Raw genomic sequence first — 23,831 nt, 5'->3', positions numbered from 1 at the left:
CGCGCGGCTTATAGGCCTGCGCTAGCGGCATAGCCTAGCCCGATTTTGGGGCCTAGACATGCAGTTTTGCATGCCTTCGCCATCGCGGCTTAGATGGTGACCTGGGTTCCGACTTCAACCACCCGCCCGGTGGGAATCTGGAAATAGTCGGTGGCGTCGTTGGCGGACCGGCTCAGCGCTATGAACAAATGATCCTGCCAAAGCGGCATGCCGGACTGCGCCGACGCCTTCAGCGAGCGCCGCGACACGAAGAACGAGGTCGACATGATGTCGAACTGCCAGCCCTGCTTGCGCGCGATCGCGAGCGCCTTGGGCACGTTGGGCTGCTCCATGTAACCGAAGCGCAGGCGGACCTTGAAGAACTTGTCGCTGATCTTCTCCATCCGGAAACGCTCCGACAGATCGACCCGCGGCGTATGCGCGGTCTCGATGGTCAGGACCACGTTGTGCTCGTGCAGCACCTTGTTGTGCTTGAGATTGTGCAGCAGCGCGGTCGGCACGAAGGAGGGATCGCTGGTCAGGAACACCGCGGTGCCCTTGACGATGTGCGGCGGCCGCTTCTCCAGGCTCCGGATCAGATCGTCCAGCGGCACCTCGATGCGGCGCGTTTTCTGGATCAGGATCCCGGACCCTCGCCGCCAGGTCCAGATTGTCCCGGCCATGATCACGCCGAACAGCAGCGGCACCCAGGCGCCTTCGAGCAGCTTCAGAAGATTCGCGCTGAAGAAGCTGATGTCGACCACGACGAAGGGCAGGATCACCGCTGCGGCCGTCGCCGCGCGCCAGTTCCACAATTTCCAGATCACGATGAAGCCCATGATGCCGTCAGCAACCATGGTGGTGGAGACCGCAATACCGTAGGCCGAAGCCAGATTGGTGGGGGTGTGGAACAACAGCACCAGCAGCATCACACCGATCAGCAGCAGCCGGTTTACACGCGGCAGATAGATCTGGCCGGCATGAGTTTCCGAGGTGAAGCGCACCTCGAAGCGCGGCAGGAGGCCGAGCTGCACTGCCTGATAGACCAGCGAATAGGCCCCTGTGATCACCGCCTGGCTCGCGATCACGGTCGCCGCGGTCGCAAGTCCGACCAGCGGCAGCACGAAATGCTCGGGCACCATGCGATAGAAGGAGTGTTCGATCGCGCTGGGATCCGACAGCACCAGTGCGCCCTGCCCGAAATAGTTGATCAGGAGCGCAGGCAGCACGAAGAACATCCAGGCCGACTGGATCGGCTTGCGGCCGAAATGGCCGAGGTCTGCGTAAAGCGCCTCGCCGCCGGTCACCGCGAGGAACACCGCACCCAGTGTCACCAAGCCGATCGTGCCGTGCGACAGCAGGAATTCCAGCGCGTAATAGGGATTGATTGCTGCCAGCACCGACGGATCGTCGGCGATGTGAACGGCGCCCAACACGGCAAGGACGGTGAACCAGACGACCATCACCGGCCCGAAAGCCGAGGCGACCAGCGCCGTCCCCTTGCTCTGGACCGCGAACAGCAGCGCCAGGATGAGAACGGTCAGGGGAACGACATAGTGCTCGAAGGCGGGTGTTGCGAGCTTCAGACCCTCGACCGCCGACAGCACCGAGATCGCCGGCGTGATCATGGAATCGCCGATGAACATGGAGGCGCCGACCACGCCAAGCGCCGTCAGGAACCAGCTCCGCCGCCCGAGCGCGCGCTGACCGAGCGCCATGAGGGAAAGCGTGCCGCCCTCCCCGTTGTTGTCGGCGCGCAGCAGCAGCAGAACGTATTTGGCGGTGACGACGATCAGCAGCGCCCAGAGGATCAGCGAGAGCACGCCGAGCACCATGACCCGCGAGACCGGCTGACCGTGGGCCGCGCCCCTGACTGCCTCGTGGAATGCGTAGAGCGGCGACGTGCCGATGTCGCCGAAGACGACGCCGATGCTCCCGAGCGTCAGGCCCCAGAAACCCGAGCTGACCGGTCCGTCCGGAGCTTCGGTCGATGTGATGCTCGCCGTCATATGAAACTGGAACGCTTTTGCCCGAGAATTGATCCGGCGCCTTTTGACGGTTCCGGCGCCCCTGTCAATCGGCACATCACCATAGCAGGCGCCGGGGCAGATGCTGTGACGGCGCAGCAACGGTCGTCGCCCACGCGACGACATGCCTCAGGTAAGACGGTGGCACAAGAGCCCTGAGCCTTTCCGTCCCCGATCGAAGGGGAATTGGCTCTACATCCTTGTTTTGTCGCGCTTTCTTCGCGCGAAACAGGGTCCGCTTCGCTCGAATGCGCCCTACGGCTTCAGATTCGGTGGCAGCGGCGGATCTTCGCGCATCAGGGTGATAGTCACCCGCCGGTTGGCTGCGAGCGAGGGATCGTCCGGAAACAGCGGCTGGGTATCCGCCTTGCCGGCGACGGCGAAGACATGGGCGGCCGGCAGGCCCTCGCGTTCGAGGATCTGACGCACGGCATTGGCGCGGTCGGCCGACAGGTCGAAGGCGCCGTAGTCGCTGCGGGTCGGCACGAAACCAGCCGCGGTGTGGCCGGCGATGGAGACGCGCAGCGGCGTCGCCTTGAGCGGGACAGCGAGCTTCTCGATCAGGCGACGGGTGCGGTCATAGGGCACCTTGGAGCCGTCGGCGAACATCGAGCGGCCGTCCTGGTCCACGATCTCGAGGTTGAGGCCCTGCTTGGTCTCCTCGAACATGATGTGCTTGGACATCTCGGTCAGTTCCGGCATGTCCTGCAATGCCTGGCGTAGCGAGGCCGCCGCCAGCGCAAAATTGCGGTCGACCTTGATCTTGGCGCCCGACGTGCGGTCCCGATCCTCCTGGTCCGGCGTGGGCGTGTTGGAGGAGTCCTCGGGCTGAATGTGATCGACGTTCTTCAGCCGAGGGCGGGTCGGCAGGCCGTCGGACTCGACGATACCGGAATAGCGCGCTTCGGTCTGGACACCGAAGGCGTCGCGCATGGAGCCTGCGACGACCTTGAGCTTGTTGGCATCCTGCGTCGAGAACGCGACGAGCATCACGAAGAAGCTCATCATCAGGCCCATCAGGTCGGCGAAGGTCACGAACCAGCCGTGACCGCCTCCGTGTGAATCGCCGCGCTTCTTCTTGGCCATGTCTCAAATCCCGACGCGCGGCCTCAGGCCGGCACCGGCTCGCCTTCGGCGTGGCGGTGCTTCTCGGGCAGGTAGGCCAGCAGCATTTCGCGGACCAGCGTCGGGCTCTTGGAGTCGCGGATCATCAGGATGCCGTCGATGATCAACGTGCGGTTGGTCTCTTCGTCCAGGAGCTTGCCATGCAGCTTGTCGGCGATCGGGGTACAGAACAGGTTAGCGACCAGCGCGCCGTAGAGAGTCGCGAGCAACGCGGTCGCCATGAACGGGCCGAGCTTTGAAGGGTCGGTCATGTTGGCGAACATCTGCACCATGCCGATCAGCGTGCCGACCATGCCGAAGGCCGGGGCGCAGTCGCCGATGGCGCGGTAGATCTTGCTGCCTTCGTCCAGATGCATCAAAAAATTATCGCGGTCGCGCTCGAGATTGTCGCGAATGAAATCAAGGTCATAGCCGTCGGCGACGTAGCGGATGCCCTTGGCGAGGAACGGCTCGTCGGTCTCGACTTTTTCCAGCCCCACCGGGCCCTGCTTGCGGGCGATCTCGGCGATACGGGCGAGCTCGTCGACCAGATCGTGCGCCGACAGACGGCTCATCGTGAAGGCAAACTTGGCGCCGAGCGGCAGGCCGTGGATCAGCGTCGAGAGCGGAAAGCGGATCATGGTCGCAGCCGTCGAGCCGCCGAAGATGATGATCATCGCATGCTCGGAAACGAACATGTGGAGATCGCCGCCCAGCAGCATCATCGTCGCGATGACGACAATACCCGCCACGAGCCCGATGCTCGTCATGATATCCATGGGAGACTCCAACGCGAACGCAACAACGGCCGTCCTGGCCGATGGCGCGGCCCAACCCCGAACCGCATCGGAAACCCTAGTGAGCCGCGATTAAAGACGCGTAAAGGTTAAGTTGAGCCGGCGCGCCTGGCGGCCGCAGCGCGCTGAAAGGCACCGACTTTTGCCGAGTGCCGACAGGGATTTCAACATTTCGCTAACCATAGGGCGTTGCGCGTACCCCATCACCCAAGGCTGTGCGCGCGCGATCCCTTCGGCTGCGGCCCTGCGCCACGGGGGCGACCGATCAGTTGGTATTCTGGAGCGGGCCGGCTCCTCAGGGCGGAAGGCATCGCAATGGTGACGCTGTTCAGTCTTCTCACCGCGCTTCCCGCAGTGCTGGCGCTCCACATGCTCGAACCCGGGCTCGTCCTGCCGGCGTTCAGCGTGCTGCTCTTTGTGGAGGCGGCCCTGGCCGTGATCGCAGCACGCCTGATCCACATGCCGGACAATGCGGAAGATATCACCCTGTGGGATTTTGCCGGCGGCTTCACCTTGATCGGATGCGCTGCCGCGGTGCTCGGCGAGCCGGATCAGGCCGCCTTGTTCCTCACGGAACAGGGCAGCCTGCGAGCGGCTTCGCAACCGTAGATCATTGCGGTCCCGCCGTTAGTGGATCTCCGCTGAGCGCTTCAGCGCGGCTTTGAGCTTTTCCAGCGAGAAGTCGGGGCTGCGGGCGATCTCGAGGATCGGCGTCTCGCGACGGCCGCAGAGCTCGGCAGCCTCGGGCAGCTTTGCGGCGATATCGTGCGGGATCACGATGGCGCCGTGCTGGTCGGCATGGATCAAATCATCCGACTTGACGGTCATGCCGGCGACGCGCACTTCGCCGCCAAAGCTCTCGGCATGCACCCAGGCATGCGACGGGCCGATCGAGCCGGCCAGTGCCTGGAAGCCCGGTGCCCATTGCGGAATGTCGCGGATCGAACCGTCGGTAATGACGCCGAGGCAGCCGAGCGCCTTGTGCACGTTGCTCTGCACCTCGCCCCAGAACGCGCCGTAGCCGACGTCGGGACCGTCGATGTCCTGGATCACCGAGATGCGCGGACCGTGGCCAGTCCCGACATATTCGTAATAGTCGATGCGGCGCTTGGACTGCTCTTCCGGCGGTAGCGAATTTTTCAGCACCGAGCGGATCGCGACCGTGCGGGCATAGCCGACGATCGGGGGCAGATCGGGAAATGGGCAGACCAGTGGCTTGGTGGTGTAGCCGATTAGCCGGCGCTCGGGCGCCACGATCTCCATGGCATTGCAGATCGTCGGCGTGTCATAGCGGCCCAGCGCTTCGAGGACGGAAGCGGGCAGCGGCCCGGTCGCAGTATTCGTCACGGCGTTCTCTCCCAGATTGGCGGCCGCTGTTGGCGCGGTGCCGCCGGCACCGGGCGATATAGCCGAGATCGGGACTCAACCCAACTCAGGGCGCCTCATGGCAGATATCCAAGTCTCGCTGTTCAGCGCCTTGCTGCTTGGCCGTTCAGTGCAGCCGGTCGGGCCGGTCGTCTTCGCGCGGCGGCTCCGACAGGTTTGCCAGCGTCGACGCCGACGGCGGCGAAGAGACCTCACCTCCAGCCGGCGCGGTGGCTTCCATCGCGCGCGCCTGGTCGCGATAGGATTTGTAGCCGAGCGGCAAAGCGAGGAGATACAGCACCGTTCCGATGGACAGCACGTGCCAGGGATAGGCGATCAGGATCGCGATGAACACGACCACCGCGACGAACGCCGGCAGCACCAGTTCGGGCGGCACGCGCATGCGCTTGGTCTTGCCGGAGAACACCGGCAGGCGCGACACCATCAGGAAGGCGATCAGCAGCGTATACGCAGCCGTCACCGCCGCAGGCAGCCGGCCGAGATCGAGGAACGCGACGTAGATCGGCAGCAGCACCGTGATCGCGCCGGCAGGCGCCGGCACGCCGGTGAAGAAGTTGGCGGCGAAGGCCGGCTTGTTGGGATCGTCCATGGTGGCATTGAAGCGCGCCAGGCGGAGGCCACCGGAGATCGCGAACACCATGGCGGCGATCCAGCCGGCATTGCCGAGCTCGTGCAGCTGCCAGAAATACAGCATCAGGCCGGGCGCCACGCCGAAATTGACGAAATCGGCGAGGCTGTCGAGCTCGGCGCCGAACTTGGATTGCCCCTTGATCATGCGCGCGATGCGGCCGTCGATGCCATCGAGTGCCGCCGCGAACACGATGGCGTAGACCGCGAGCGACATCCGCCCCTCGATCGAGAGCCGGATCGAGGTCAGGCCGGCACAGATCGCCAGCAGCGTGATGACGTTGGGCACCAGCATGCGCACCGGGATCGGGCGGAACCGCCGGCGGCGCACATCAGGATCTTTGAAGTCATAGGGCGTCATGGCTCGTCCTCACCTTGGGGCGAGATATAGCAAGCCGCGTTCCCCTCCGCCATTGCGGCGGAAGGCCCCTCAGGACCGACTTATTGGTTAATTGGCACGGTAGGCGCGACTCGGGTCGTCTCCGGCGAGATCGGCCAGAATCGTCTCGCCGGCGATCGCGGTCTGGCCTTCCGAGACCAGCGCCTTGGTGCCCAGCGGCAGATAGACGTCGAGCCGCGATCCGAAGCGGATCAGGCCGAAACGCTCTCCGGCGCCGATCGCCTGCCCCTCCTTGACGAAGCAGACGATGCGCTTGGCGACCAGACCCGCGATCTGGATCACGCCGATCCGCGCCGTCGGCGTCGTGATCACCAGCGAGTTGCGCTCATTGTCCTCGCTCGCCTTGTCCAGCTCGGCATTGATGAACAGGCCGGGACGGTAGGCGATACGGTCCACCCGGCCCGCGATCGGGCTGCGGTTCACATGGCAGTTGAATACGCTCATGAACACCGAGACGCGCGGCAGCGGCCGATCGCCGAGCCCGAGTTCGGCCGGTGGCAGCGCCATAGTGATCATGGAGACGCGGCCGTCGGCGGGCGACACCACGAGCCCCTCGCGCACTGGGGTCACGCGCACTGGGTCGCGGAAGAACAGCGCGCACCACACGGTCAGGATGGTGCCGATCCACCCCAAAGGCGACCACAGCCAGAACAGGAGGAGGCTTGCCAGCGCAAAGCCGCCGATGAAGGGATATCCCTCCTTGTGGATCGGCGGGATCTGACGCTGGATCGAATCGAGAATGGACATCGCTATCTGCCGCTCAGGGTTGATGGCGCAGGTCGTCCCGCGCGGTGGTGTTGTTTAGGCCAGAGTTGGGACCGGAGACAAGGTCACTCCGCCGCCGCAGGCGTCGTCAGGACATCGGCAACCGGCGGTGGCTCCCGGTTGGGCGCCTCGTCAGGGTCGGCCATCCTGGCCAGTTTCTCGCGCGCCGCCTCGGCCTCGCGCTGCCTGTTCCACATGCTCGCGTAAAGTCCCCCCTCCGCGAGCAGTTTTGCGTGGGTGCCACGCTCGGCAATGCGGCCCTGGTCCAGCACGATGATCTCGTCGGCGCCGACGATAGTCGAGAGTCGATGGGCGATCACCAGCGAAGTGCGGTTCTTCGCCACGCGCTCGAGCGCGCCCTGGATTTCGTGCTCGGTGTGGGTGTCCAGTGCGGAGGTCGCCTCGTCCAGCACCAGGATCGGCGGCGCCTTCAACACGGTGCGCGCGATCGCGACGCGCTGTTTTTCGCCGCCGGACAGTTTCAGGCCGCGCTCGCCGACCTGGGTCTCGTAGCCTTTCGGCGCCATGCGGATGAAATGATCGATCTGCGCCAGCTGCGCTGCCTGCTCGACCTCGGTATCGCTGGCGTCCCAGCGACCGTAGCGGATGTTGTAGCGGATGGTGTCGTTGAACAGCACGGTGTCCTGCGGCACCATGCCGATGGACGCGCGCAAGCTCGCCTGCGTGACCTCGCGAATATCCTGGCCATCGATCAGGATGCGGCCGCCGGAGATGTCGTAGAGGCGGAACAGCAGCCGCGAGATGGTCGATTTGCCGGCGCCGGACGGGCCGACGATCGCCACCGTCTTGCCGGCTGGCACCTCGAAGCTGATGCCCTTCAGGATCGGGCGCGCAGGCTCATAGGCGAAGCGCACGTCCTCGAAACGCACATTGCCCGCGGAGACCACCAGCGGCTTTGCGTCCGGCGCGTCCTTGATCTCGGCCTCGCGCCCCAGCACGTTGAACATCTTCTCGATGTCGATGATCGCCTGCTTGATCTCGCGATAGACCATGCCCATGAAGTTCAAGGGCTGGTAGAGCTGGATCATCATGGCGTTGACCAGCACGAAATCGCCGACCGTGTTGGTGCCGTTGCGCACGCCGATCGCGCACATCAGCATGGTCGCGGTCAGCCCCAGCGTGAAGATCACGGCCTGCCCGGTGTTGAGGACTGCAAGCGAGGTGTAAGCCTGCACGCTCGACTCCTCGTAACGCGCGACCGATCGGTCGTAGCGCTGCGCCTCACGGGTCTCGGCGCTGAAATATTTGACGGTCTCGTAGTTGAGCAGCGAGTCGATCGCCTTGGTGTTCGCCTCGGTATCGGCATCATTCATCTTACGGCGGATACCAATCCGCCACTCGGTGGCGATGTAGGTGTAGTACATGTAGACGGCGACAGTGACGAGGGTCGCGAGCACGTAGCGCCAATCGAACTGCCACAGCAGCACGGCCATCAGCAACGAGACCTCGACGATGGTCGGGATCAACTGCAGGATCACCATGCGCACGATGACCTCGATGCCCTCGCGGCCGCGCTCGAGCACGCGCGTCAGGCCGCCGGTCTTGCGCTCCAGGTGGAAGCGCAGCGACAGCTCATGCATGTGGATGAATGTGATGGTGGCAAGCTTGCGCACCGCGTGCATGGCGACGCGCGCGAAAATGCCGTCGCGCCATTGCGTCAGCACCGCCATCACGATGCGCATCACGCCGTAGCTGGCGGTCAGCAGCAGCGGCGAGGCGATCACCCAGAGGTGCCAATTGTCGGCCTGAACCGGCGCCGTGTTGGCGCCGGTCAGCGCGTCGGTCGCCCATTTGAAGCTGAAAGGAACCGTCAGCGTGATCAGCTTGGCCGCGAGCAGCAGCACCATGGACCAGACCACGCGCATCTTCAGGTCGAAACGGTCGCCCGGCCAGATATAGGGCCACAGATGCGCCAGCGTGCCCATCAGCGTGGCCCGCTCCAGCGGCCCTCCGGCGGGATCAGGAACGTTGGGGCCGGCGGGCGATTGAGCTTGGTCCATCAAGAAGCCTGAAAAGCCCGTCGGATGCGGGCTGCGTTGCCATTAAGGATTTTCGTTTGTCATATAGAGCCTTACCGATGCCCATGCACCCCGCCAGATGGCGAATCTTCGATTGTTCGCCGTTGTTTACCGGTAGATTTCCGGAAGTCCCGAATCACCGATTGGGCTTGACGCCTCTCCGCTGCAATGCATCATGGCACCAATGAGCACGATCAAAACCGTCTGTGTCTATTGCGGCTCCGGCCCAGGAACCAATCCCCGTTTCACCGAAGGCGCCAAGGCGTTCGGCAAGGCGCTCGCCGAGAACAACATCCGCCTCGTTTACGGCGGCGGCTCGCTCGGCCTGATGGGCTCGGTGGCGACCTCCGTGCTCGATCACGGCGGCACCGTCACCGGCATCATCCCCGACTTCCTGCGGATGCGCGAAAACGCGCTGACGCGCGTGCAGGAGATGATCGTCACCCCCGACATGCACGAGCGCAAGCGCTTGATGTTCGAACGCTCCGACGCCTTCGTGGCGCTGCCGGGCGGCGTCGGCACGCTGGAAGAGCTGGTCGAGCAATTGACCTGGAAGCAGCTCGGACGTCATGCCAAGCCGGTGCTGCTGGCCAACATCGATAATTTCTGGGAGCCGCTGTTCTCGCTGCTGTCGCACATGCGTCAGACCGAGTTCATCCGCGCCGGGCTTTCGGTCGACATCCTCAAGGCCGATCGGATCGAAGAGATTTTGCCGAAGCTGAAATCGGCTGCAGCGCAGATCGAAGATGCGGAAAAGCAGCTCGCCCCGGAAATGGCGCGCAAGCTTTAGTCCGCAGGAAACGTCACCGCCTCGATCCGGTTGCCATCGGGGTCGACGACAAAGGCTGCGTAATAGCGCACGCGATCGTGCGGGCGGATACCCGGCGCGCCGTCGGACGCGCCGCCGGCGGAGAGCGCTGCGGCGTGAAATGCATCGACCTCGGCGGTCGTCCTGGCCCGCAGGCAGATATGCACGCCGCTCTCCGACGTGACGTGCGGCATGCCCTCGCGCAGATTGATCCAGAATTCGGGATAGGCCTTGCCGAAGCCGATCGTCCGCGGTCGCGTGACGACGCGCGCGAGTCCGAGGGCCCCGAGCGCCGCTTCGTAAAATGTCGCCGAGCGCTGCAGGTCGCTGACGCCGACGGAGATGTGGTCGATCATGGGTCGCGCTCCCCTCTCTCCTCGTCATTGTGTTCTTGGCGCCATGTCCCCTATGCCGGCGCGCCCGACTTCACCAGCTTGTAGATCACCGAATCCATCAGCGCCTGGAACGAGGCGTCGATGATGTTGGGGGACACCCCGACCGTAGTCCAGCTGTCGCCGTTCTCGTCCTCGCTCTCGATCAGGACGCGCGTGACCGCGCCGGTGCCGCCGTTGAGGATACGGACGCGATAGTCGATCAGCGTCAGGCCTTCGATATATTTCTGGTACTTGCCGAGATCCTTGCGCAGAGCGACGTCGAGTGCGTTGACGGGACCGTTGCCTTCGGCCGCCGAGATCAGATGCTCGCCGGCGACGTCGACCTTGACCACCGCCAGCGCCACGGTGACGCGCTCGCCGTGCGAATTGTAGCGCTGCTCGACATTGACGTCGAACTGCTCGACCTCGAAATAATGCGGCACCCTGCCGAGCGTGCGCCGCGCCAGCAGCTCGAACGAGGCGTTGGCGGATTCATAGGCATAGCCTTGCGCCTCGCGCTCCTTCAACTCCTCGACCAGCCGCGACAGCTTCGGATCGCTCTTCTCATAAGCGATGCCGGCGCGGTCGAGCTCGGCAATAACATTGGAGCGGCCGGCCTGATCGGACACCAGCACCTTGCGGTGATTGCCGACCAGCTCCGGCAAGACATGCTCGTAGGTCTGCGGATCCTTCAGCACGGCGGAGGCATGGATGCCGGTCTTGGTGACGAAGGCGCTCTCGCCGACATAGGCCGCATGCCGGTTCGGCACGCGATTGAGCATGTCGTCGAGCGTGCGCGACACCTTGACCAGGGTCGCGAGCTTCTCCGCCGTGACGCCGACCTCGAAGGCGTCGGCAAACTCGGCCTTCAGCTTCAAGGTCGGGATCAGCGAGCAGAGATTGGCGTTGCCGCAGCGCTCGCCGAGGCCGTTCAGCGTGCCCTGGATCTGGCGCGCGCCGGCGCGCACCGCCGCGAGCGAATTCGCCACCGCCTGTTCGGTATCGTTATGGGCGTGGATGCCGAGATGATCGCCGGGGATGTGCTTCGCCACCTCGGCAACGATCGCCTCGACCTCGTTGGGCATGGTGCCGCCGTTGGTGTCGCACAGCACCACCCAGCGCGCGCCGGCTTCATAGGCAGCTTTCGCGCAGGCGAGCGCGAAACCGGCGTCTTCCTTGTAACCGTCGAAGAAATGCTCGCAGTCGAGCATCACCTCGCGGCCGGCGGCCTTCGCCGCCGCGACGCTGTCGCGGATCGAGGCGAGGTTCTCCTCCTTCGTCGTCTCCAAGGCAACGCGCACCTGATAGGCCGACGACTTCGCCACGAAGCAGATCGCGTCGGCTTTGGCTTCCAGCAGCCCGGCCACGCCGGGATCGTTGGAGACCGAGCGTCCCGCCCGGCGCGTCATGCCGAACGCAGTGAAGCGCGCATGCGAAAACTTCGGCTTGGTGCCGAAGAACTCGGTGTCGGTCGGATTGGCGCCGGGATAGCCGCCCTCGACATAGTCGATGCCGAGTTCATCGAGCATCTGGGCGATGATTTGCTTGTCGGTCAGCGTGAAGTCGACGCCATTGGTCTGCGCGCCGTCGCGCAGCGTGGTGTCGAACAGATAGAGGCGCTCCTTGCTCATTGCAGCGCTCCCGTCGCGGGTCCGCTGCCGAGCGTCTTCTGCATGGTGGTGTTGGCCAGCCACTCGTCATTGACGGTGATGCTGTTGCGCTGCATGGCGACGTAGCCGCGCTTGGCGAAAAAGCCCTGCGCGTTGTCGCTGGCATCGACCGTCAGCTTGTCGGCGCCGCGGCCGCCTGCAAGCTTTTCCAAGGCATCGACGAGCATCGTCGCCAGGCCCTGCCCGGCCACGGCTGGATGCACATAGAGCATGCGGACATGATCCTTGCCGCGCAGCGAGGCAAAGCCCACCGGTGATCCCTCCAGCGTCGCGATCAGCGTCAGGTCGGAGGCGAGCCGCTTGCCGAATTCTTCGTCCTCGGACGCCGCCATCCAGGCCTGCTGCTGCGCTTCGCTATAGTCATCGCCGGTCAGCTCTTCGATGCTGGCCGTGAAGATCGCGGCAAGAACCGGCACGTCCTCCGGCAGGAAAGGCCGCAAACCAGGCTTTGGGAGTGCTTGTGCCATCGTCTTCACCACATCCCATAGAGTTTCAGCGCCAGCGCCACGGCAGCGCCGAGCAGCAAGATTTTCAGCGCGATGTAATAGAACCAGTGCCGCGGAAACGGTGTGTCGGGCCGCTTCATCGCGCGACCTCCCACGTCGTGCCTTCCTTGGAGTCCTTGATCGCAACGCCCATCGCGGCAAGCAGATCGCGGATACGATCGGACTCCGCAAAGTCCTTACGCCCACGCGCCGCCGTCCGCTCCGAGAGCAGGCGCTCGACTTCCTTGGCATCGACGCCGCTCGCCTGCTGCTTGCGCCCTTCCCACTGCGCGGCACTCTCAGAGAGAAAGCCGAGCAGCCGCAACGAACCCGCGAGGGCACCAACGTCGCTGCCACGCAGGCCATGCAGCGCCGCGATCGCCAGCGGCGTGTTGAGGTCGTCGAGCAGCGGCTCGACCACTGAGGGGGCCGGCTTGCCGGGCGCGACGTCAGCCGCAACCCGATACCAGTCGTCGAGCGTCCTGGCGCTCTCGTCCAGCGACTTCATCGTCCAGTCGATCGGCGAGCGGTAATGCGTCTTGAGCATATTCAGGCGCAGCACTTCGCCCGGCCAGTCCGCGAGCAGCTCGTGAATCGTGACGAAGTTGCCGAGCGACTTCGACATCTTCTCGCTCTCGACCTGCAGGAAGCCGTTGTGCATCCAGTAGTTCGCCATGCGCTCCCGGTGGAAGGCGCAGCAGGTCTGCGCGACCTCATTCTCGTGATGCGGAAACACGAGATCGATGCCGCCGCCATGGATGTCGAAGTGCTCGCCGAGATGCTTCCAGGCCATGGCCGAGCACTCGACATGCCAGCCGGGGCGCCCCTGCGCGGCGATACCGGCCGGTGACGGCCATGACGGCTCGCCGGGCTTGGACGGCTTCCACAGCACGAAGTCGGTGTTGCCTTTCTTGTAGGGCGCGACATCGACGCGGGCGCCGGCAACCATCTCGTCCAGCGAACGATTGGACAGGGCGCCATAGCGCGGCAGCCCGGAATCGGCCGCGTTCATCGCCTGCGGTGAGAACAGCACATGATCCTCGGCAGCATAGGCAAAACCGCCGGCGACCAGCCGTTCGATGATCTCGCGCATCTCGCCGATATGCTCGGTCGCACGCGGCTCGACGCTCGGCCGCAGCGCGCCGAGTGCGTCGACGTCGGCGTGAAACTGCTTGCCGGTCTGCTCGGTGACTTTCCGGATCGCCTCGTTCAGCGGCAGACCGGGGAAATCACGCGCGGCGCGGTCGTTGATCTTGTCGTCGACGTCGGTGATGTTGCGGACATATTTGACGTGGGCCGCGCCATAGAGATGGCGCAGCAGCCGGAACAGCACGTCGAACACGATCACCGGCCGGGCATTGCCGATATGGGCGAAGTCATAGACGGTCGGTCCGCAGACATACATGCGGACGTTCTTGGCATCGAGCGGCACGAAGGTGCGCTTTTCCCGGCTCAGCGTATCGTAAAGGCGCAATTCCATAAGGATACCCGTCGGCTGTTGGCCGGGCGTCCAGTGCTCTCAATGGTTTTGAGAAAAGACGGCTCCAGCCAGCGAATCGCTAGCTCGTAATCTCGCGGCAAATGGCGCAAATGACGAGGAGACCGTTCATGACGGAACATATGGGCTATGAGGCGGCCCCGCGTCAAGAGAGCCGCGAAAATGCCGCTTTATCTCCGCAATGCGCAGCCGCCGCGCATAGATGGTTCATATCCTTAACCATTTGAGCCCATTCTGGAACTGGCAGTTTCTATTTTTTTGCCCCCGGTGTTTTCATGCGATCATTGCTCGCGCTCATTTCCTGCGCCTCCATCCTCGTCGTTTCCAGTGCTCTCGCCGAGACCCGCGTCTTCATCATCCCCAACCAGGCGGATGGCTACGGCGTCGATCAGTGCCTGGCCAAAAGCGACAAATGCGGCGCGCAGGTCGCCCGCACCTACTGCCAGTCACGCGATTTCGCCCAGGCTTCGGCCTATCGCCGGGTCGATCCCGACGAAATTACCGGCTCTGTCCCCAAATCCGGCGCAAACTGCTCCCATGGCCATTGCGATGAATATGTCGCAATCACCTGCCAGCGCTGAATTCGCTCGGAACTGGCGTACCTTAGGTCCAATCCCTGGCCTCTGAAACGACGTGACGATGCCGCAGGAAGCGGCTATGGGAGGGCGCGCTTCGGCCCCCCACATCACGCGTGGCCGTGACCTCGCTAGAATGGCGGATATGCCTGAATTTTTGTCTCTCTCCCGTGCTCGCTCGATTCTTGCCTGCGCCGTGCTCTTGAGCACGGTCGCGCTCGCCAATAACGCGTTCGCACAGGCCGGCCCGCCGGGACCGCCGCCTCAGCCCGGCCAGAACGGTCTCGGACCCAACCCGATGTGCGCGCGCCTGGAAGGCCAGCTCGCCGGGCTCGATCGTGGCGGCGGCGGTGATCCCGCACGCGAAGACCAGATCCGCCGCTATCAGGAGTCCCAGACCAAACAGCAGGCCGAGCTCGACCGCGTCACCATGCAGGCCAAGCGCATGGGCTGCGATTCCTCCGGCTTCTTCTCGCTGTTCAGCGGCCAGTCGGCGCAATGCGGTCCGGTCAACACCCAGATCCAGCAGATGCGCGCCAATCTGGACCAGATCACCGGCAATCTCGAACGCCTGCGCGGCGGCGCCGGCGGCTTCAGTCCCGAGCGTGACAACCAGCGCCGCTCGGTGCTGGCAGCGCTGGCGCAGAACAATTGCGGCCCGCAGTATGCCAACGCCGCGCAGTCGCAAGGCGGCGGCAACTTCCTGAGCAATCTGTTCGGCGGCAACAACCCCAACAATCCGCAAAGCGTGCCGCCGTCCGATCTCGGCCCGCAATCAGGCACCTATCGCACCGTGTGCGTGCGCACCTGCGACGGTGCTTATTTCCCGGTCTCGTTTGCGACCGTGCCGGCGCGCTTCCCGGACGACGAGAAGACCTGCAAGGCGCTGTGCCCGGCCGCCGAGGCTGTGCTCTACACCCATCGCAATCCCGGCGAGGACATGAACTCCGCGGTCTCCACCAGCGGCCAGCCCTACACAGCGCTGCCGACCGCGTTCAAATTCCGCAGCGAGTTCAACCCGTCCTGCTCCTGCAAGGCCGCGGGCCAGACCTGGGCGGACGCGCTCAAATCGGCAGACGACAAGGCATCGGCCGAGCAGCAGGGTGACATCATCGTCACCGAGGAGAGCGCCAAGAAAATGCAGCAGCGGCAGCTCAACAAGGGCACGCCGGCCGCCAATGGCAAAAAGGGTGCGACGCCGACCACAGCGACTGCACCTGTCGCGACTCCGCCTGCCGATACCGGCGCCGCGACGACATCGTCCGAGAACAAGCCCATCCGATCGGTCGGGCCGAGCTTCCTGCCGCAACAGCAGAAGTAGGCGGCACAACTGTCATGCCCCGCGAAGGCGGGGCATCCAGTACTCCGTGTCATCACTTGGGTTTCGACAACGTCCGCCGCGGCGTACTGGATCATCCGCCTTCGCGGATGATGACAGCGTCGTACGTGACGAACCGTCCATCCCACGACCTTCGGCCAGCCTCACCCCTCGAATGCGTCGATCGAGGCTTTGCTCCCACGCGACACCAGCGTCTCGTCCGGGGCGGCGAGCTGCTCGCCTTTATCGCCAAAGCGGTTGGTGATGGGATAGCGGCGGTCGCGGCCGAAATTCCTGGCCGTCACCTTGACGCCGGGCGCGGCCTGGCGCCGCTTGTATTCGGCGACGTTAAGGAGATGGTCGATGCGGGTCACCGTCTCGCGGTCGAAGCCGGCGGCGATGATCGTGTCGAGCGGCTCCTCGCGCTCGATCAGACGCTCCAGGATGGCATCGAGCACGTCGTAAGCCGGCAACGAATCCTGGTCGGTCTGGTTCTCGCGCAGCTCCGCGGTCGGTGGACGCGTGATGATGTCGGGCGGGATCACCTCGCCTTCCGGCCCCAGCGCCCCGTCGGGCTTCCACGAATTGCGCAAGCTTGCCAGCCGAAACACCTGCGTCTTGTAGATGTCCTTGATCGGGTTGAAGCCGCCGTTCATGTCGCCGTAAAGCGTGGCGTAGCCGACCGACATCTCCGACTTGTTGCCTGTCGTCACCACCATCAGGCCGGTCTTGTTGGAGATCGCCATCAGCAGCGTGCCGCGAGTCCGGGCCTGGAGATTTTCCTCAGTGACATCGGGCGGCAGATTCTTGAAGACGCCGGACAGGATGGTCTCGAACCCGTTCACCGCTTCCGCGATCGGCAGCACCTCGTAGCGGATGCCCAGATGGCCGGCGAGCTCGCCGGCGTCGGCAATCGAGCTTGCCGCAGTGTAGTGATAAGGCAGCATCACGCCATGCACTTGATCCGCACCCAGCGCGTCGACCGCGATCGCGGCGCACAGCGCGGAGTCAATGCCGCCGGAAATCCCGAGCAGCACACCAGGAAAGCCATTCTTGGCGACGTAGTCGCGCAGACCCAGCACGCAGGCCGCGTAGTCGGCGTGGTCGCCCTCGGGCTGCGCGGCGATCGGACCGGTGCAGCGCCAATCGTCGCCGCTTCGTGTGAACCGCAGTGTGGTGACGCTCTCCGCGAACGCCGGCAATTGCGCTGCAAGGGAAAGGTCGCCGTTGAGTGCGAAGGAGGCGCCGTCGAACACCAGTTCGTCCTGGCCGCAAACCTGGTTGAGATAGACCAGCGGCAGGCCGCTCTCGGTGACGCGCGCGACCGCGACCGACAAACGCACGTCGGCCTTGTTGCGGGCATAAGGAGATCCGTTCGGCACAAGGATGATCTCGGCGCCGGTCTCGGCCAGCGTCTCGACCACGTTCTCGTAATCCTCGGACTCCTCCAGCCAGATGTCCTCGCAGATCGGCACACCGACGCGCACGCCGCGCACGGTGACGGGGCCGGCCGCGGGGCCACGCGAAAACAGCCGCTTCTCGTCGAACACGCCGTAGTTCGGCAGATTGCATTTGAAGCGCAGGCCAGCGATACGACCGCCATCGAGCAGCGCGCAGGCATTGTAGAGCCTGCCCTCCTCGACCCAAGGCGTGCCGATCAGCATGGCCGGCCCGCCATCGGCGGTCTCGCGCGCCAGCGCTTCGATCGCAGCGCGGCAGGCCGCCTGAAAAGCAGGCTTCTGCACCAGATCTTCCGGCGGATAGCCGGCGATGAACAATTCCGGAAACAGCACGAGATCGGCGCCGTCGGCGGCTGCCCGCACGCGCGCCGCGCGCGCTTTCGCGGCATTGCCGTCGATGTCGCCCATGGTCGGATTGAGCTGGGCGAGCGTGACCGCGAATGCGTTGAGACGTTCGGTCATGGCGCTCCGATCAGAGCATGATCCGGGAAAGTGTGAAGCGGTTTTCCGAAAAGATCATGCTCAAAAAACAGTTTAAAGCGCGAGACGCGCTCTAGAGGAATCCCAATCGCTCGATGATGGCGATGATCCAGAATGCGCCAGCCATCAGGAGCGCAACACCGACCGCGGCCGAGCCCATGTCCTTGACCCGTCCGATCTGCTTGTCGTGATCCATGGTCAGCCGGTCGGCAAGCTTCTCGATCGCCGTATTGAGCAGCTCGACCACCAGCACGAACGCGACCGCGCAGATCAGCTCGACCGCGCGCATCGCGGTCGCGCCGATCAACCATGCAAGCGGCAGCGACAAGAGGAGCGCAACGATTTCCTCGCGGACGGCCTGCTCCGAGCGGAACGCAAAGGCCAGACCGTTACGGGAATTGATCGTGGCCTTCCAGATCCGCAGCAAGGTCTCAGAGCCCCGCTGCGACCGGCATCGGCCTGACCTTGCCGGCGCGTTCCTGCTTGAGCAGTTCTGCGACCAGGAAAGCCATGTCGATGGATTGCTCGGCGTTGAGCCGGGGATCACAGACCGTGTGATAGCGGTCGTTGAGATCCTCGTCGGTGATCGCGCGGGCGCCGCCGAGGCACTCGGTGACGTCCTGGCCGGTCATCTCCAGATGCACACCGCCGGCATGGGTGCCTTCCGCGGCGTGAATCGCGAAGAACGACTTCACCTCCGACAGGATGCGGTCGAAGGGCCGCGTCTTGTAACCTGACGTCGAGGTGATGGTGTTGCCGTGCATGGGGTCGCACGACCAGACCACCACTTTGCCCTCGCGCTTTACGGCGCGGATCATGTTCGGCAGGTGCTCGCCGATCTTGTCGGAGCCGAAGCGGCCGATCAGCGTCAGCCGGCCCGGTTCGTTGTCGGGATTGAGCACCTCGATCAGCTTCAGCAGTTCGTCGGGCTTGAGCGACGGTCCGCATTTGAGCCCGATTGGATTCTTGATGCCGCGGAAATATTCGATATGGCCGTGGTCGAGCTGGCGGGTGCGGTCGCCGATCCAGATCATGTGACCCGAGGTCGCGTACCAGTCGCCGGTGGTGGAATCGACGCGGGTCATGGCCTGCTCGTAGCCGAGCAGCAGGGCCTCGTGGCTGGTGTAGAAATCGGTGGCGCGCAGCTCTGGGTGGGCCTCGAGATCTAGGCCGCAGGCACGCATGAAATTGAGCGCATCGGAGATGCGGTCGGCCAATTCCTTGTAGCGACGGGACTGCGGACTATCCTTGAGGAAGCCGAGCATCCACTGATGCACGCTGCCGAGATTGGCGTAACCGCCGGTCGCGAACGCACGCAGCAGGTTCAGCGTCGCGGCCGACTGGCGATAGGCCATCAGCTGGCGCTGCGGATCAGGGACGCGCGCTTGCTTGGTGAAGGCGATGTCGTTGACGATGTCGCCGCGATAGCTCGGCAGCTCGACATCGTCGATCTTCTCCATCGGCGAGGACCGAGGTTTTGCGAACTGGCCGGCGACGCGCCCGACCTTCACCACCGGGACGGCGCCGGCATAGGTCAGCACCACCGCCATCTGGAGCAGCACGCGAAAGAAGTCTCGGATGTTGTTGGCGCCGTGCTCGGCAAAGCTCTCGGCGCAGTCGCCGCCCTGCAGCAGGAAGGCCTCACCGGCCGCGACCCGCGCCAGCGCCTTTTTCAGATTGCGCGCCTCGCCCGCGAACACCAGCGGCGGAAAGGTCGCAAGCTGCGCCTCGACGTCGGCCAGGGCCTTGGCGTCGGGATAATCGGGCACCTGTAGCACCGGCTTGCTGCGCCAGGACTCGGGCGTCCACCGCTCGGACATCGCAATCTCTCCGTGAAGCAAAAAGCACAACCTGATCTGTGGGTTGCGAGGGTCGCCTTATACACAGGCTGGCCACCGGCCGCCAGTTGTAAATCCATCTGGCATTGCAAAGCCTTGCGGGGAAAGCCAAATTCGCATTTGCTGGGAAACGGCTTGGAAACTGGCAAGATACCTTCGGCCCATGGACGTGGCACTGGACGACGTTTTCATCGACGAGATCAGCTTCCCGGCGACCGACGGGTATGCGCTGAGCGGTACGCTATTCTTGCCGCGCGGCACCAAACGTCATGCCGTGTTGGTCAATTCGGCGACGGCCGTCCCGCGAAAAATCTATCGCGGCTTTGCCTCCTATCTCGCCCATCGCGGCTGCGCGGTCCTGACCTACGACTATCGCGGCATCGGCGACTCCCGGCTGCCGGCGATGGTTGGCTACAACCAGCCGAAATCGCTGGTCGGCTTCAAGGCCTCGATGTCGGACTGGGCCGCGCTCGACGTTACCGCCGCAGTGCACTGGATGCGCGAGCGGTACAACACTCTCCCGCTCGCCTATATCGGCCACTCCTTTGGCGGCCAGGCCCTCGGGCTAATCGCGAACAACACGGAGATTTCGCGCGCCGCGTTCGTGGCCTCGCAGGCCGCGACCTGGCGGCTGATGACGTCGCCGGAAAAATACCGCGTCTTTGCCTTCATGAATTTTGTCGGTGTGCCGCTCGTGCACGCGCTCGGTTACGCGCCGGGCTGGGCCGGCATCGGTGAGGATTTGCCCAAGGGCGTCTTCCTGCAATGGGCCGAGTGGGTCTCGAGCCCCCGCTATCTCTTCGATTCAAGGCTGCCTGAGCTGGAGAATTTCGCCGGGTTCAAGGGCGAGTTGCGCACCCTCTGCTTTTCCGACGATCCCTGGGCGACGCGGCCCGCGGTCGAGCTGCTTGCGAGCGGATTCACCGCGATCAAGCCGGAGGTGCTCAACGTGAAGCCGTCCGACGTCGGCGCCAAGGCGATCGGCCATTTCGGCTTCTTCCGCCCCGACCACCGCGACACATTGTGGCGCGGCGTCGCGGAATGGATCCAGGGAGAGTAGACGGCGCTTACCGGAGGATCGTGGTCAGCGACGAGTAGCGCTTGTTCGGCTTGGCTTCGCCCGGCGCGAATTGCGCAAACGCCTCGCTGACGCGGACGGCTGGCGGCGTATCGCCGGCGAAACGAAACTCCTTTGGCCGCGGCGCGTAGAAGCTGGCGCTGTAATAGGCGTCGTCGAAGCGTGCCTCGCCGACCCCGAACACTGCGTCGCACGCGAACAGGAGCGCATAGACTCCCGCGACCGCGACGACGACCTCCCTGAGAACTGACATGCTGATGCCCCACCCTGTTGCAGGCAGGATGCACGCCGGTTCCAAAGCCGGAGTTTAAGGCCGCACAGTTCTTGTCCGCAGGGTTTGCCGCCGCTGAGCGGAATGCAGACAATTATATCGATCTCGAAAAAAGAGCCCGCCTGCACGTGGGGGGCAGGCGGGCTCCAGGCTTGGCCGTTCGGGAGGTATCAGACGGCCAGATTCATCCAGACAGCCTTGGGCTCGGTGAAATTGTCGAGCGCGGCGGTGCCATGCTCGCGGCCGAGGCCGGAGTCGCGCTCGCCGCCCCAGGGCAGCCGCACGTCGGTATAGCCATAGGTGTTCATCCAGACCGTGCCCGCGCGCGCCCGCTTGGCGAAGCGCTGCAGCTTGCCGATGTCGCGGCTCCAGACCCCGGCGGCGAGGCTGTAGGCCGTGCCGTTGGCAATCCGCAAAGCGTCGGCCTCGTCCCTGAACTTGATGACGCTGACGACGGGCCCGAAGATCTCCTCCTGCGAGATCCGCATCTCGTGGGCGACATTCGCGAACACCGCGGGGCTGATGAAGTAGCCGCGGTCGCCGATCTTCTCGCCTCCGGTGACGAGGGTCGCGCCCTCCTTCCGGCCGATATCGACATAATCGAGGACCGACTTCATCTGCTTCTCGGATATGACCGGGCCGAGCGTCGTCTTGCGGTCGAGCGGGTCGCCGATCCTCAGCGACTTCGCGCGCGCCGCCAGTCGCTCGACGACCTCGTCATAGGCCTTCTCCTGCACGAGCACCCGGGAGCCGGCCGAGCAGACCTGGCCGGCGTTGAAGAAGATGCCGGAAGCCGCAGCTTTCGATGCGGCTTCGAGATCGGCATCGTCGAAAATGACGTTGGCCGACTTGCCTCCCAGCTCGAGCGAGATGCGCTTGAAGTTGCTTGCGGCGGCCTTCATGATTCCCCGCCCCACACCGGGAGAGCCGGTGAAGGTGACCTTGTCCACATCAGGGTGATTGACCAGCGCGTCGCCGACGACCCGGCCGGGGCCAGTGACGACGTTGAAGACGCCCGCCGGCAGGCCGGCTTCGAGCGCGAGCTCGGCGATGCGTAGCGCCGACAACGAGGTCAGCTCGGCCGGCTTCATCACGATGGTGCAGCCGCAGGCCAGCGCCGGCGCGAGCTTCCACATCCCGATCATCAGCGGGAAATTCCAGGGCACGATCGCCGCGACCACGCCGACCGGCTCGCGCACGGTGTAAGTCAGGGCATCATCGCGCACGGGCACGACGTCGCCGCTGATCTTGTCGGCCCAACCGGCGTAGTAGATCAGCGTGTCGACGGCGGCCGGAAAATCCTGCCGCGATGTCGCGGAGATCGGCTTGCCGGCGTCGATCGACTCGAGCTCGATGATCTCCTCGGCGTGGACCTTGAGCAGGTCTGCCCAGCGCAGCAGGATCTGGCCGCGTTCGGACGCCCGCATCGTGCGCCAGGGACCTTCGAAAGCGCGGCGCGCGGCGGCGACCGCATGCTCCACATCGGCCTCGTTGCCTTCGGCGACGACGGCGATGACCTGCCCGGTGGCCGGATTGAGCGACTTGAAGGTGCGACCGGAGCTGGCGGGGACGCGGCGGCCGTCGATCAGCAGATGCTGTGGGCGGGACATGAACTCGCTCGCAGGCGAATGTACAAAGTCATATGCAACAGACATCATATTTTCTCCAGTTCTGGTATACCAGACTAGGCGCCTAGGGGCGGGAGTAAATATGATATGGATTGCAAATGGACCACCATCATATGAAGTGCAGTTCATAAGGAAGGCCGATGCTTCAGATCGAGATCGAGGCCGTCTGGCGGTTTCGCCGCGAGGGGAATCCGCGCACCGCCATCATCATGCTCGGCGTCCTCAACGAGATCAGGAGAACCGGGAAGATCACCAGCGCGGCCAAGGACGCGCATCTCTCCTATCGCCATGTCTGGAATCTGATCGAGCAATGGTCGGAGTTCTTCGGCACGCCGCTGGTCGAGACCCAGCGCGGCAAAGGCTCAAAGCTCACACCGTTCGGCGAGCGGCTGGTGTGGGCGGGCGAGCGCATGCAGGCCCGGCTCGGACCTCAGCTTGAAAATTTGGCGCAGGAGTTGGCAAGCGAGATCAAGCCATTCCTCGAGCAGCGCCCGTCGGTGATCCGCGTGCATGCCAGCCACGGCTTTGCGGTCGCAAAACTGCGCGAATTCCTCGACCGCGAGCCCGGCATCGGCGTCGATCTGCGCTATGTCAGCAACCAGCATTCGCTGGTCTCGCTGGCGCAGGGCGCCTGCGATCTCTCCGGCCTGCATCTGCCGCACGGCGCGCTGCGCGCCCAGGGCATCAAGGCTGCGCGCGAATGGCTCGATCCGCGCGAGGATCGCATCATCAGCTTCGTCACACGCGAAATGGGATTGATGGTCGCGCGCGGCAATCCGCTGCGCATCGCTTCGCTTGATGATCTCACCGGACCCAAAGTCCGCTTCGTCAACCGCGATCACGATTCCGGCACGCGGCTTCTGTTCGACCAACTGCTTGCGGCAAACGGCATCGACGAGAGCCGCATCAACGGCGCGCAGCAGATCGAATTCACCCACGCCGCGGTCGCAGCCTATGTCGCGAGCGGCATGGCTGACGCGAGTTTCGGCGTCGAAGCCGCGGCCCGGCATTTCGGCCTCGATTTCATCCGGCTCCTGACCGAGGATTATTTCTTCGTCTGCAAGCGCGCGTTCCTGGACACCGAGCCGATGCAGCGCATCCTGGAGATCATCCGCAGCGCCGATTTTCGCGCGGCCGTCGCGACACTACCCGGCTATGTGCCGTCGGACACGGGCACCGTCACCGGCGTGAAGGCGTTTCTGGAGATGCACGCCGTGCGATGAT

General features: G+C 64.4%; 22 protein-coding genes. 6 read left to right on the top strand and 16 right to left on the bottom strand.

From position 1 onward, the window contains the following. Positions 1 to 89: 89 nt before the first annotated feature. The 3 genes from N551_RS0126235 to N551_RS0126225 form a co-directional block, all read right to left on the bottom strand. A complete protein-coding gene (locus N551_RS0126235) occupies positions 90 to 1,988 on the bottom strand; it encodes a potassium transporter Kup (protein WP_027569443.1) in 1,899 nt (632 codons plus the stop codon). A gap of 273 nt (positions 1,989 to 2,261) precedes the next feature. Next, entirely contained in the window at positions 2,262 to 3,092 is an 831-nt protein-coding gene (locus N551_RS0126230; protein WP_007592497.1) for a flagellar motor protein MotB, read from the bottom strand. Between the two features lie 23 nt (positions 3,093 to 3,115). Then, positions 3,116 to 3,889, bottom strand: a complete 774-nt coding sequence (locus N551_RS0126225; protein ID WP_018459340.1) for a motility protein A — start codon at positions 3,887 to 3,889, stop codon at positions 3,116 to 3,118. A 333-nt stretch (positions 3,890 to 4,222) separates the two neighbouring features. Between N551_RS0126225 and N551_RS0126220 the strand changes: the two genes are divergently transcribed. After that, positions 4,223 to 4,516 (top strand): hypothetical protein, encoded by a 294-nt coding sequence (locus N551_RS0126220; protein WP_027569442.1) that lies wholly within the window; start codon positions 4,223 to 4,225, stop codon positions 4,514 to 4,516. Between the two features lie 18 nt (positions 4,517 to 4,534). Here the strand turns inward: N551_RS0126220 and N551_RS0126215 are convergent, their stop codons facing one another. The 4 genes from N551_RS0126215 to N551_RS0126200 all read right to left on the bottom strand — a co-directional run bounded on the left by N551_RS0126215 (position 4,535) and on the right by N551_RS0126200 (position 9,106). Next, a complete protein-coding gene (locus N551_RS0126215; protein WP_027569441.1) occupies positions 4,535 to 5,254 on the bottom strand; it encodes an RraA family protein in 720 nt (239 codons plus the stop codon). A gap of 145 nt (positions 5,255 to 5,399) precedes the next feature. Further along, positions 5,400 to 6,281: a phosphatidylcholine/phosphatidylserine synthase gene (locus N551_RS0126210; protein WP_027569440.1), complete on the bottom strand. Its 882-nt coding sequence runs from the start codon at positions 6,279 to 6,281 to the stop codon at positions 5,400 to 5,402. Between the two features lie 87 nt (positions 6,282 to 6,368). Beyond that, the gene (locus N551_RS0126205; RefSeq protein WP_256374445.1) at positions 6,369 to 7,073 is read right to left on the bottom strand and encodes a phosphatidylserine decarboxylase; all 705 of its coding nucleotides are present in this window, start codon (positions 7,071 to 7,073) and stop codon (positions 6,369 to 6,371) included. Positions 7,074 to 7,150: 77 nt separating this feature from the next. Beyond that, positions 7,151 to 9,106, bottom strand: a complete 1,956-nt coding sequence (locus tag N551_RS0126200) for an ABC transporter ATP-binding protein/permease (RefSeq protein ID WP_027569439.1) — start codon at positions 9,104 to 9,106, stop codon at positions 7,151 to 7,153. 202 nt (positions 9,107 to 9,308) lie between these two features. On the opposite strand from N551_RS0126200, the gene N551_RS0126195 reads away from it, so the two are divergent. Beyond that, entirely contained in the window at positions 9,309 to 9,914 is a 606-nt protein-coding gene (locus N551_RS0126195) for a TIGR00730 family Rossman fold protein (protein WP_018459347.1), read from the top strand. Here N551_RS0126195 and N551_RS0126190 read toward each other — a convergent pair. The 4 genes from N551_RS0126190 to cysS all read right to left on the bottom strand — a co-directional run bounded on the left by N551_RS0126190 (position 9,911) and on the right by cysS (position 13,941). Then, positions 9,911 to 10,288, bottom strand: a complete 378-nt coding sequence (locus N551_RS0126190) for a VOC family protein (protein ID WP_027569438.1) — start codon at positions 10,286 to 10,288, stop codon at positions 9,911 to 9,913. The two genes, N551_RS0126195 and N551_RS0126190, sit on opposite strands and share 4 nt — an antisense overlap. Positions 10,289 to 10,338: 50 nt before the next feature. After that, complete coding sequence (gene cimA / locus N551_RS0126185; protein ID WP_027569437.1) at positions 10,339 to 11,937, bottom strand: citramalate synthase; 1,599 nt, start codon at positions 11,935 to 11,937, stop codon at positions 10,339 to 10,341. Continuing rightward, positions 11,934 to 12,443, bottom strand: a complete 510-nt coding sequence (locus tag N551_RS0126180; RefSeq protein WP_027569436.1) for a GNAT family N-acetyltransferase — start codon at positions 12,441 to 12,443, stop codon at positions 11,934 to 11,936. Before N551_RS0126180 ends, cimA begins: the two co-directional genes overlap by 4 nt. A 115-nt stretch (positions 12,444 to 12,558) precedes the next feature. Beyond that, on the bottom strand, positions 12,559 to 13,941 hold the full coding sequence (cysS, locus tag N551_RS0126170) for a cysteine--tRNA ligase (protein WP_027569435.1): 1,383 nt from the start codon (positions 13,939 to 13,941) through the stop codon (positions 12,559 to 12,561). Between the two features lie 293 nt (positions 13,942 to 14,234). Here cysS and N551_RS0126165 point away from each other — a divergent pair, with 293 nt between their 5' ends. Both N551_RS0126165 and N551_RS0126160 read left to right on the top strand, forming a co-directional pair. Continuing rightward, positions 14,235 to 14,540, top strand: a complete 306-nt coding sequence (locus N551_RS0126165; protein ID WP_007592521.1) for a hypothetical protein — start codon at positions 14,235 to 14,237, stop codon at positions 14,538 to 14,540. A 130-nt stretch (positions 14,541 to 14,670) separates the two neighbouring features. Beyond that, entirely contained in the window at positions 14,671 to 15,855 is a 1,185-nt protein-coding gene (locus tag N551_RS0126160) for a DUF2865 domain-containing protein (RefSeq protein WP_027569434.1), read from the top strand. 161 nt (positions 15,856 to 16,016) lie between these two features. Here the strand turns inward: N551_RS0126160 and N551_RS0126155 are convergent, their stop codons facing one another. From N551_RS0126155 to N551_RS0126145, 3 genes are all read right to left on the bottom strand, one after another. Then, entirely contained in the window at positions 16,017 to 17,774 is a 1,758-nt protein-coding gene (locus N551_RS0126155; protein ID WP_027569433.1) for an NAD+ synthase, read from the bottom strand. A gap of 91 nt (positions 17,775 to 17,865) precedes the next feature. Further along, complete coding sequence (locus N551_RS0126150) at positions 17,866 to 18,219, bottom strand: diacylglycerol kinase (RefSeq protein ID WP_027569432.1); 354 nt, start codon at positions 18,217 to 18,219, stop codon at positions 17,866 to 17,868. A 4-nt stretch (positions 18,220 to 18,223) separates the two neighbouring features. Further along, on the bottom strand, positions 18,224 to 19,612 hold the full coding sequence (locus tag N551_RS0126145) for a class II 3-deoxy-7-phosphoheptulonate synthase (protein ID WP_027569431.1): 1,389 nt from the start codon (positions 19,610 to 19,612) through the stop codon (positions 18,224 to 18,226). 181 nt (positions 19,613 to 19,793) lie between these two features. On the opposite strand from N551_RS0126145, the gene N551_RS0126140 reads away from it, so the two are divergent. Next, the gene (locus N551_RS0126140) at positions 19,794 to 20,690 is read left to right on the top strand and encodes an alpha/beta fold hydrolase (protein WP_027569430.1); all 897 of its coding nucleotides are present in this window, start codon (positions 19,794 to 19,796) and stop codon (positions 20,688 to 20,690) included. Between the two features lie 7 nt (positions 20,691 to 20,697). On the opposite strand, the gene N551_RS0126135 is transcribed toward N551_RS0126140, so the two are convergent. Then, on the bottom strand, positions 20,698 to 20,961 hold the full coding sequence (locus tag N551_RS0126135) for a hypothetical protein (protein ID WP_027517277.1): 264 nt from the start codon (positions 20,959 to 20,961) through the stop codon (positions 20,698 to 20,700). Positions 20,962 to 21,149: 188 nt separating this feature from the next. Then, complete coding sequence (locus tag N551_RS0126130) at positions 21,150 to 22,634, bottom strand: aldehyde dehydrogenase family protein (protein ID WP_027569429.1); 1,485 nt, start codon at positions 22,632 to 22,634, stop codon at positions 21,150 to 21,152. A 113-nt stretch (positions 22,635 to 22,747) separates the two neighbouring features. On the opposite strand from N551_RS0126130, the gene N551_RS0126125 reads away from it, so the two are divergent. Beyond that, positions 22,748 to 23,830 (top strand): substrate-binding domain-containing protein, encoded by a 1,083-nt coding sequence (locus tag N551_RS0126125; protein ID WP_027569428.1) that lies wholly within the window; start codon positions 22,748 to 22,750, stop codon positions 23,828 to 23,830. Position 23,831: the final 1 nt, after the last annotated feature.

The sequence above is a fragment of the Bradyrhizobium sp. URHA0013 genome (assembly GCF_000518345.1).
Lineage (GTDB): Bacteria > Pseudomonadota > Alphaproteobacteria > Rhizobiales > Xanthobacteraceae > Bradyrhizobium.
The sequence above is the reverse complement of the archived record's forward strand: the minus strand, read 5'-3'. Positions and strand labels throughout refer to the sequence as shown.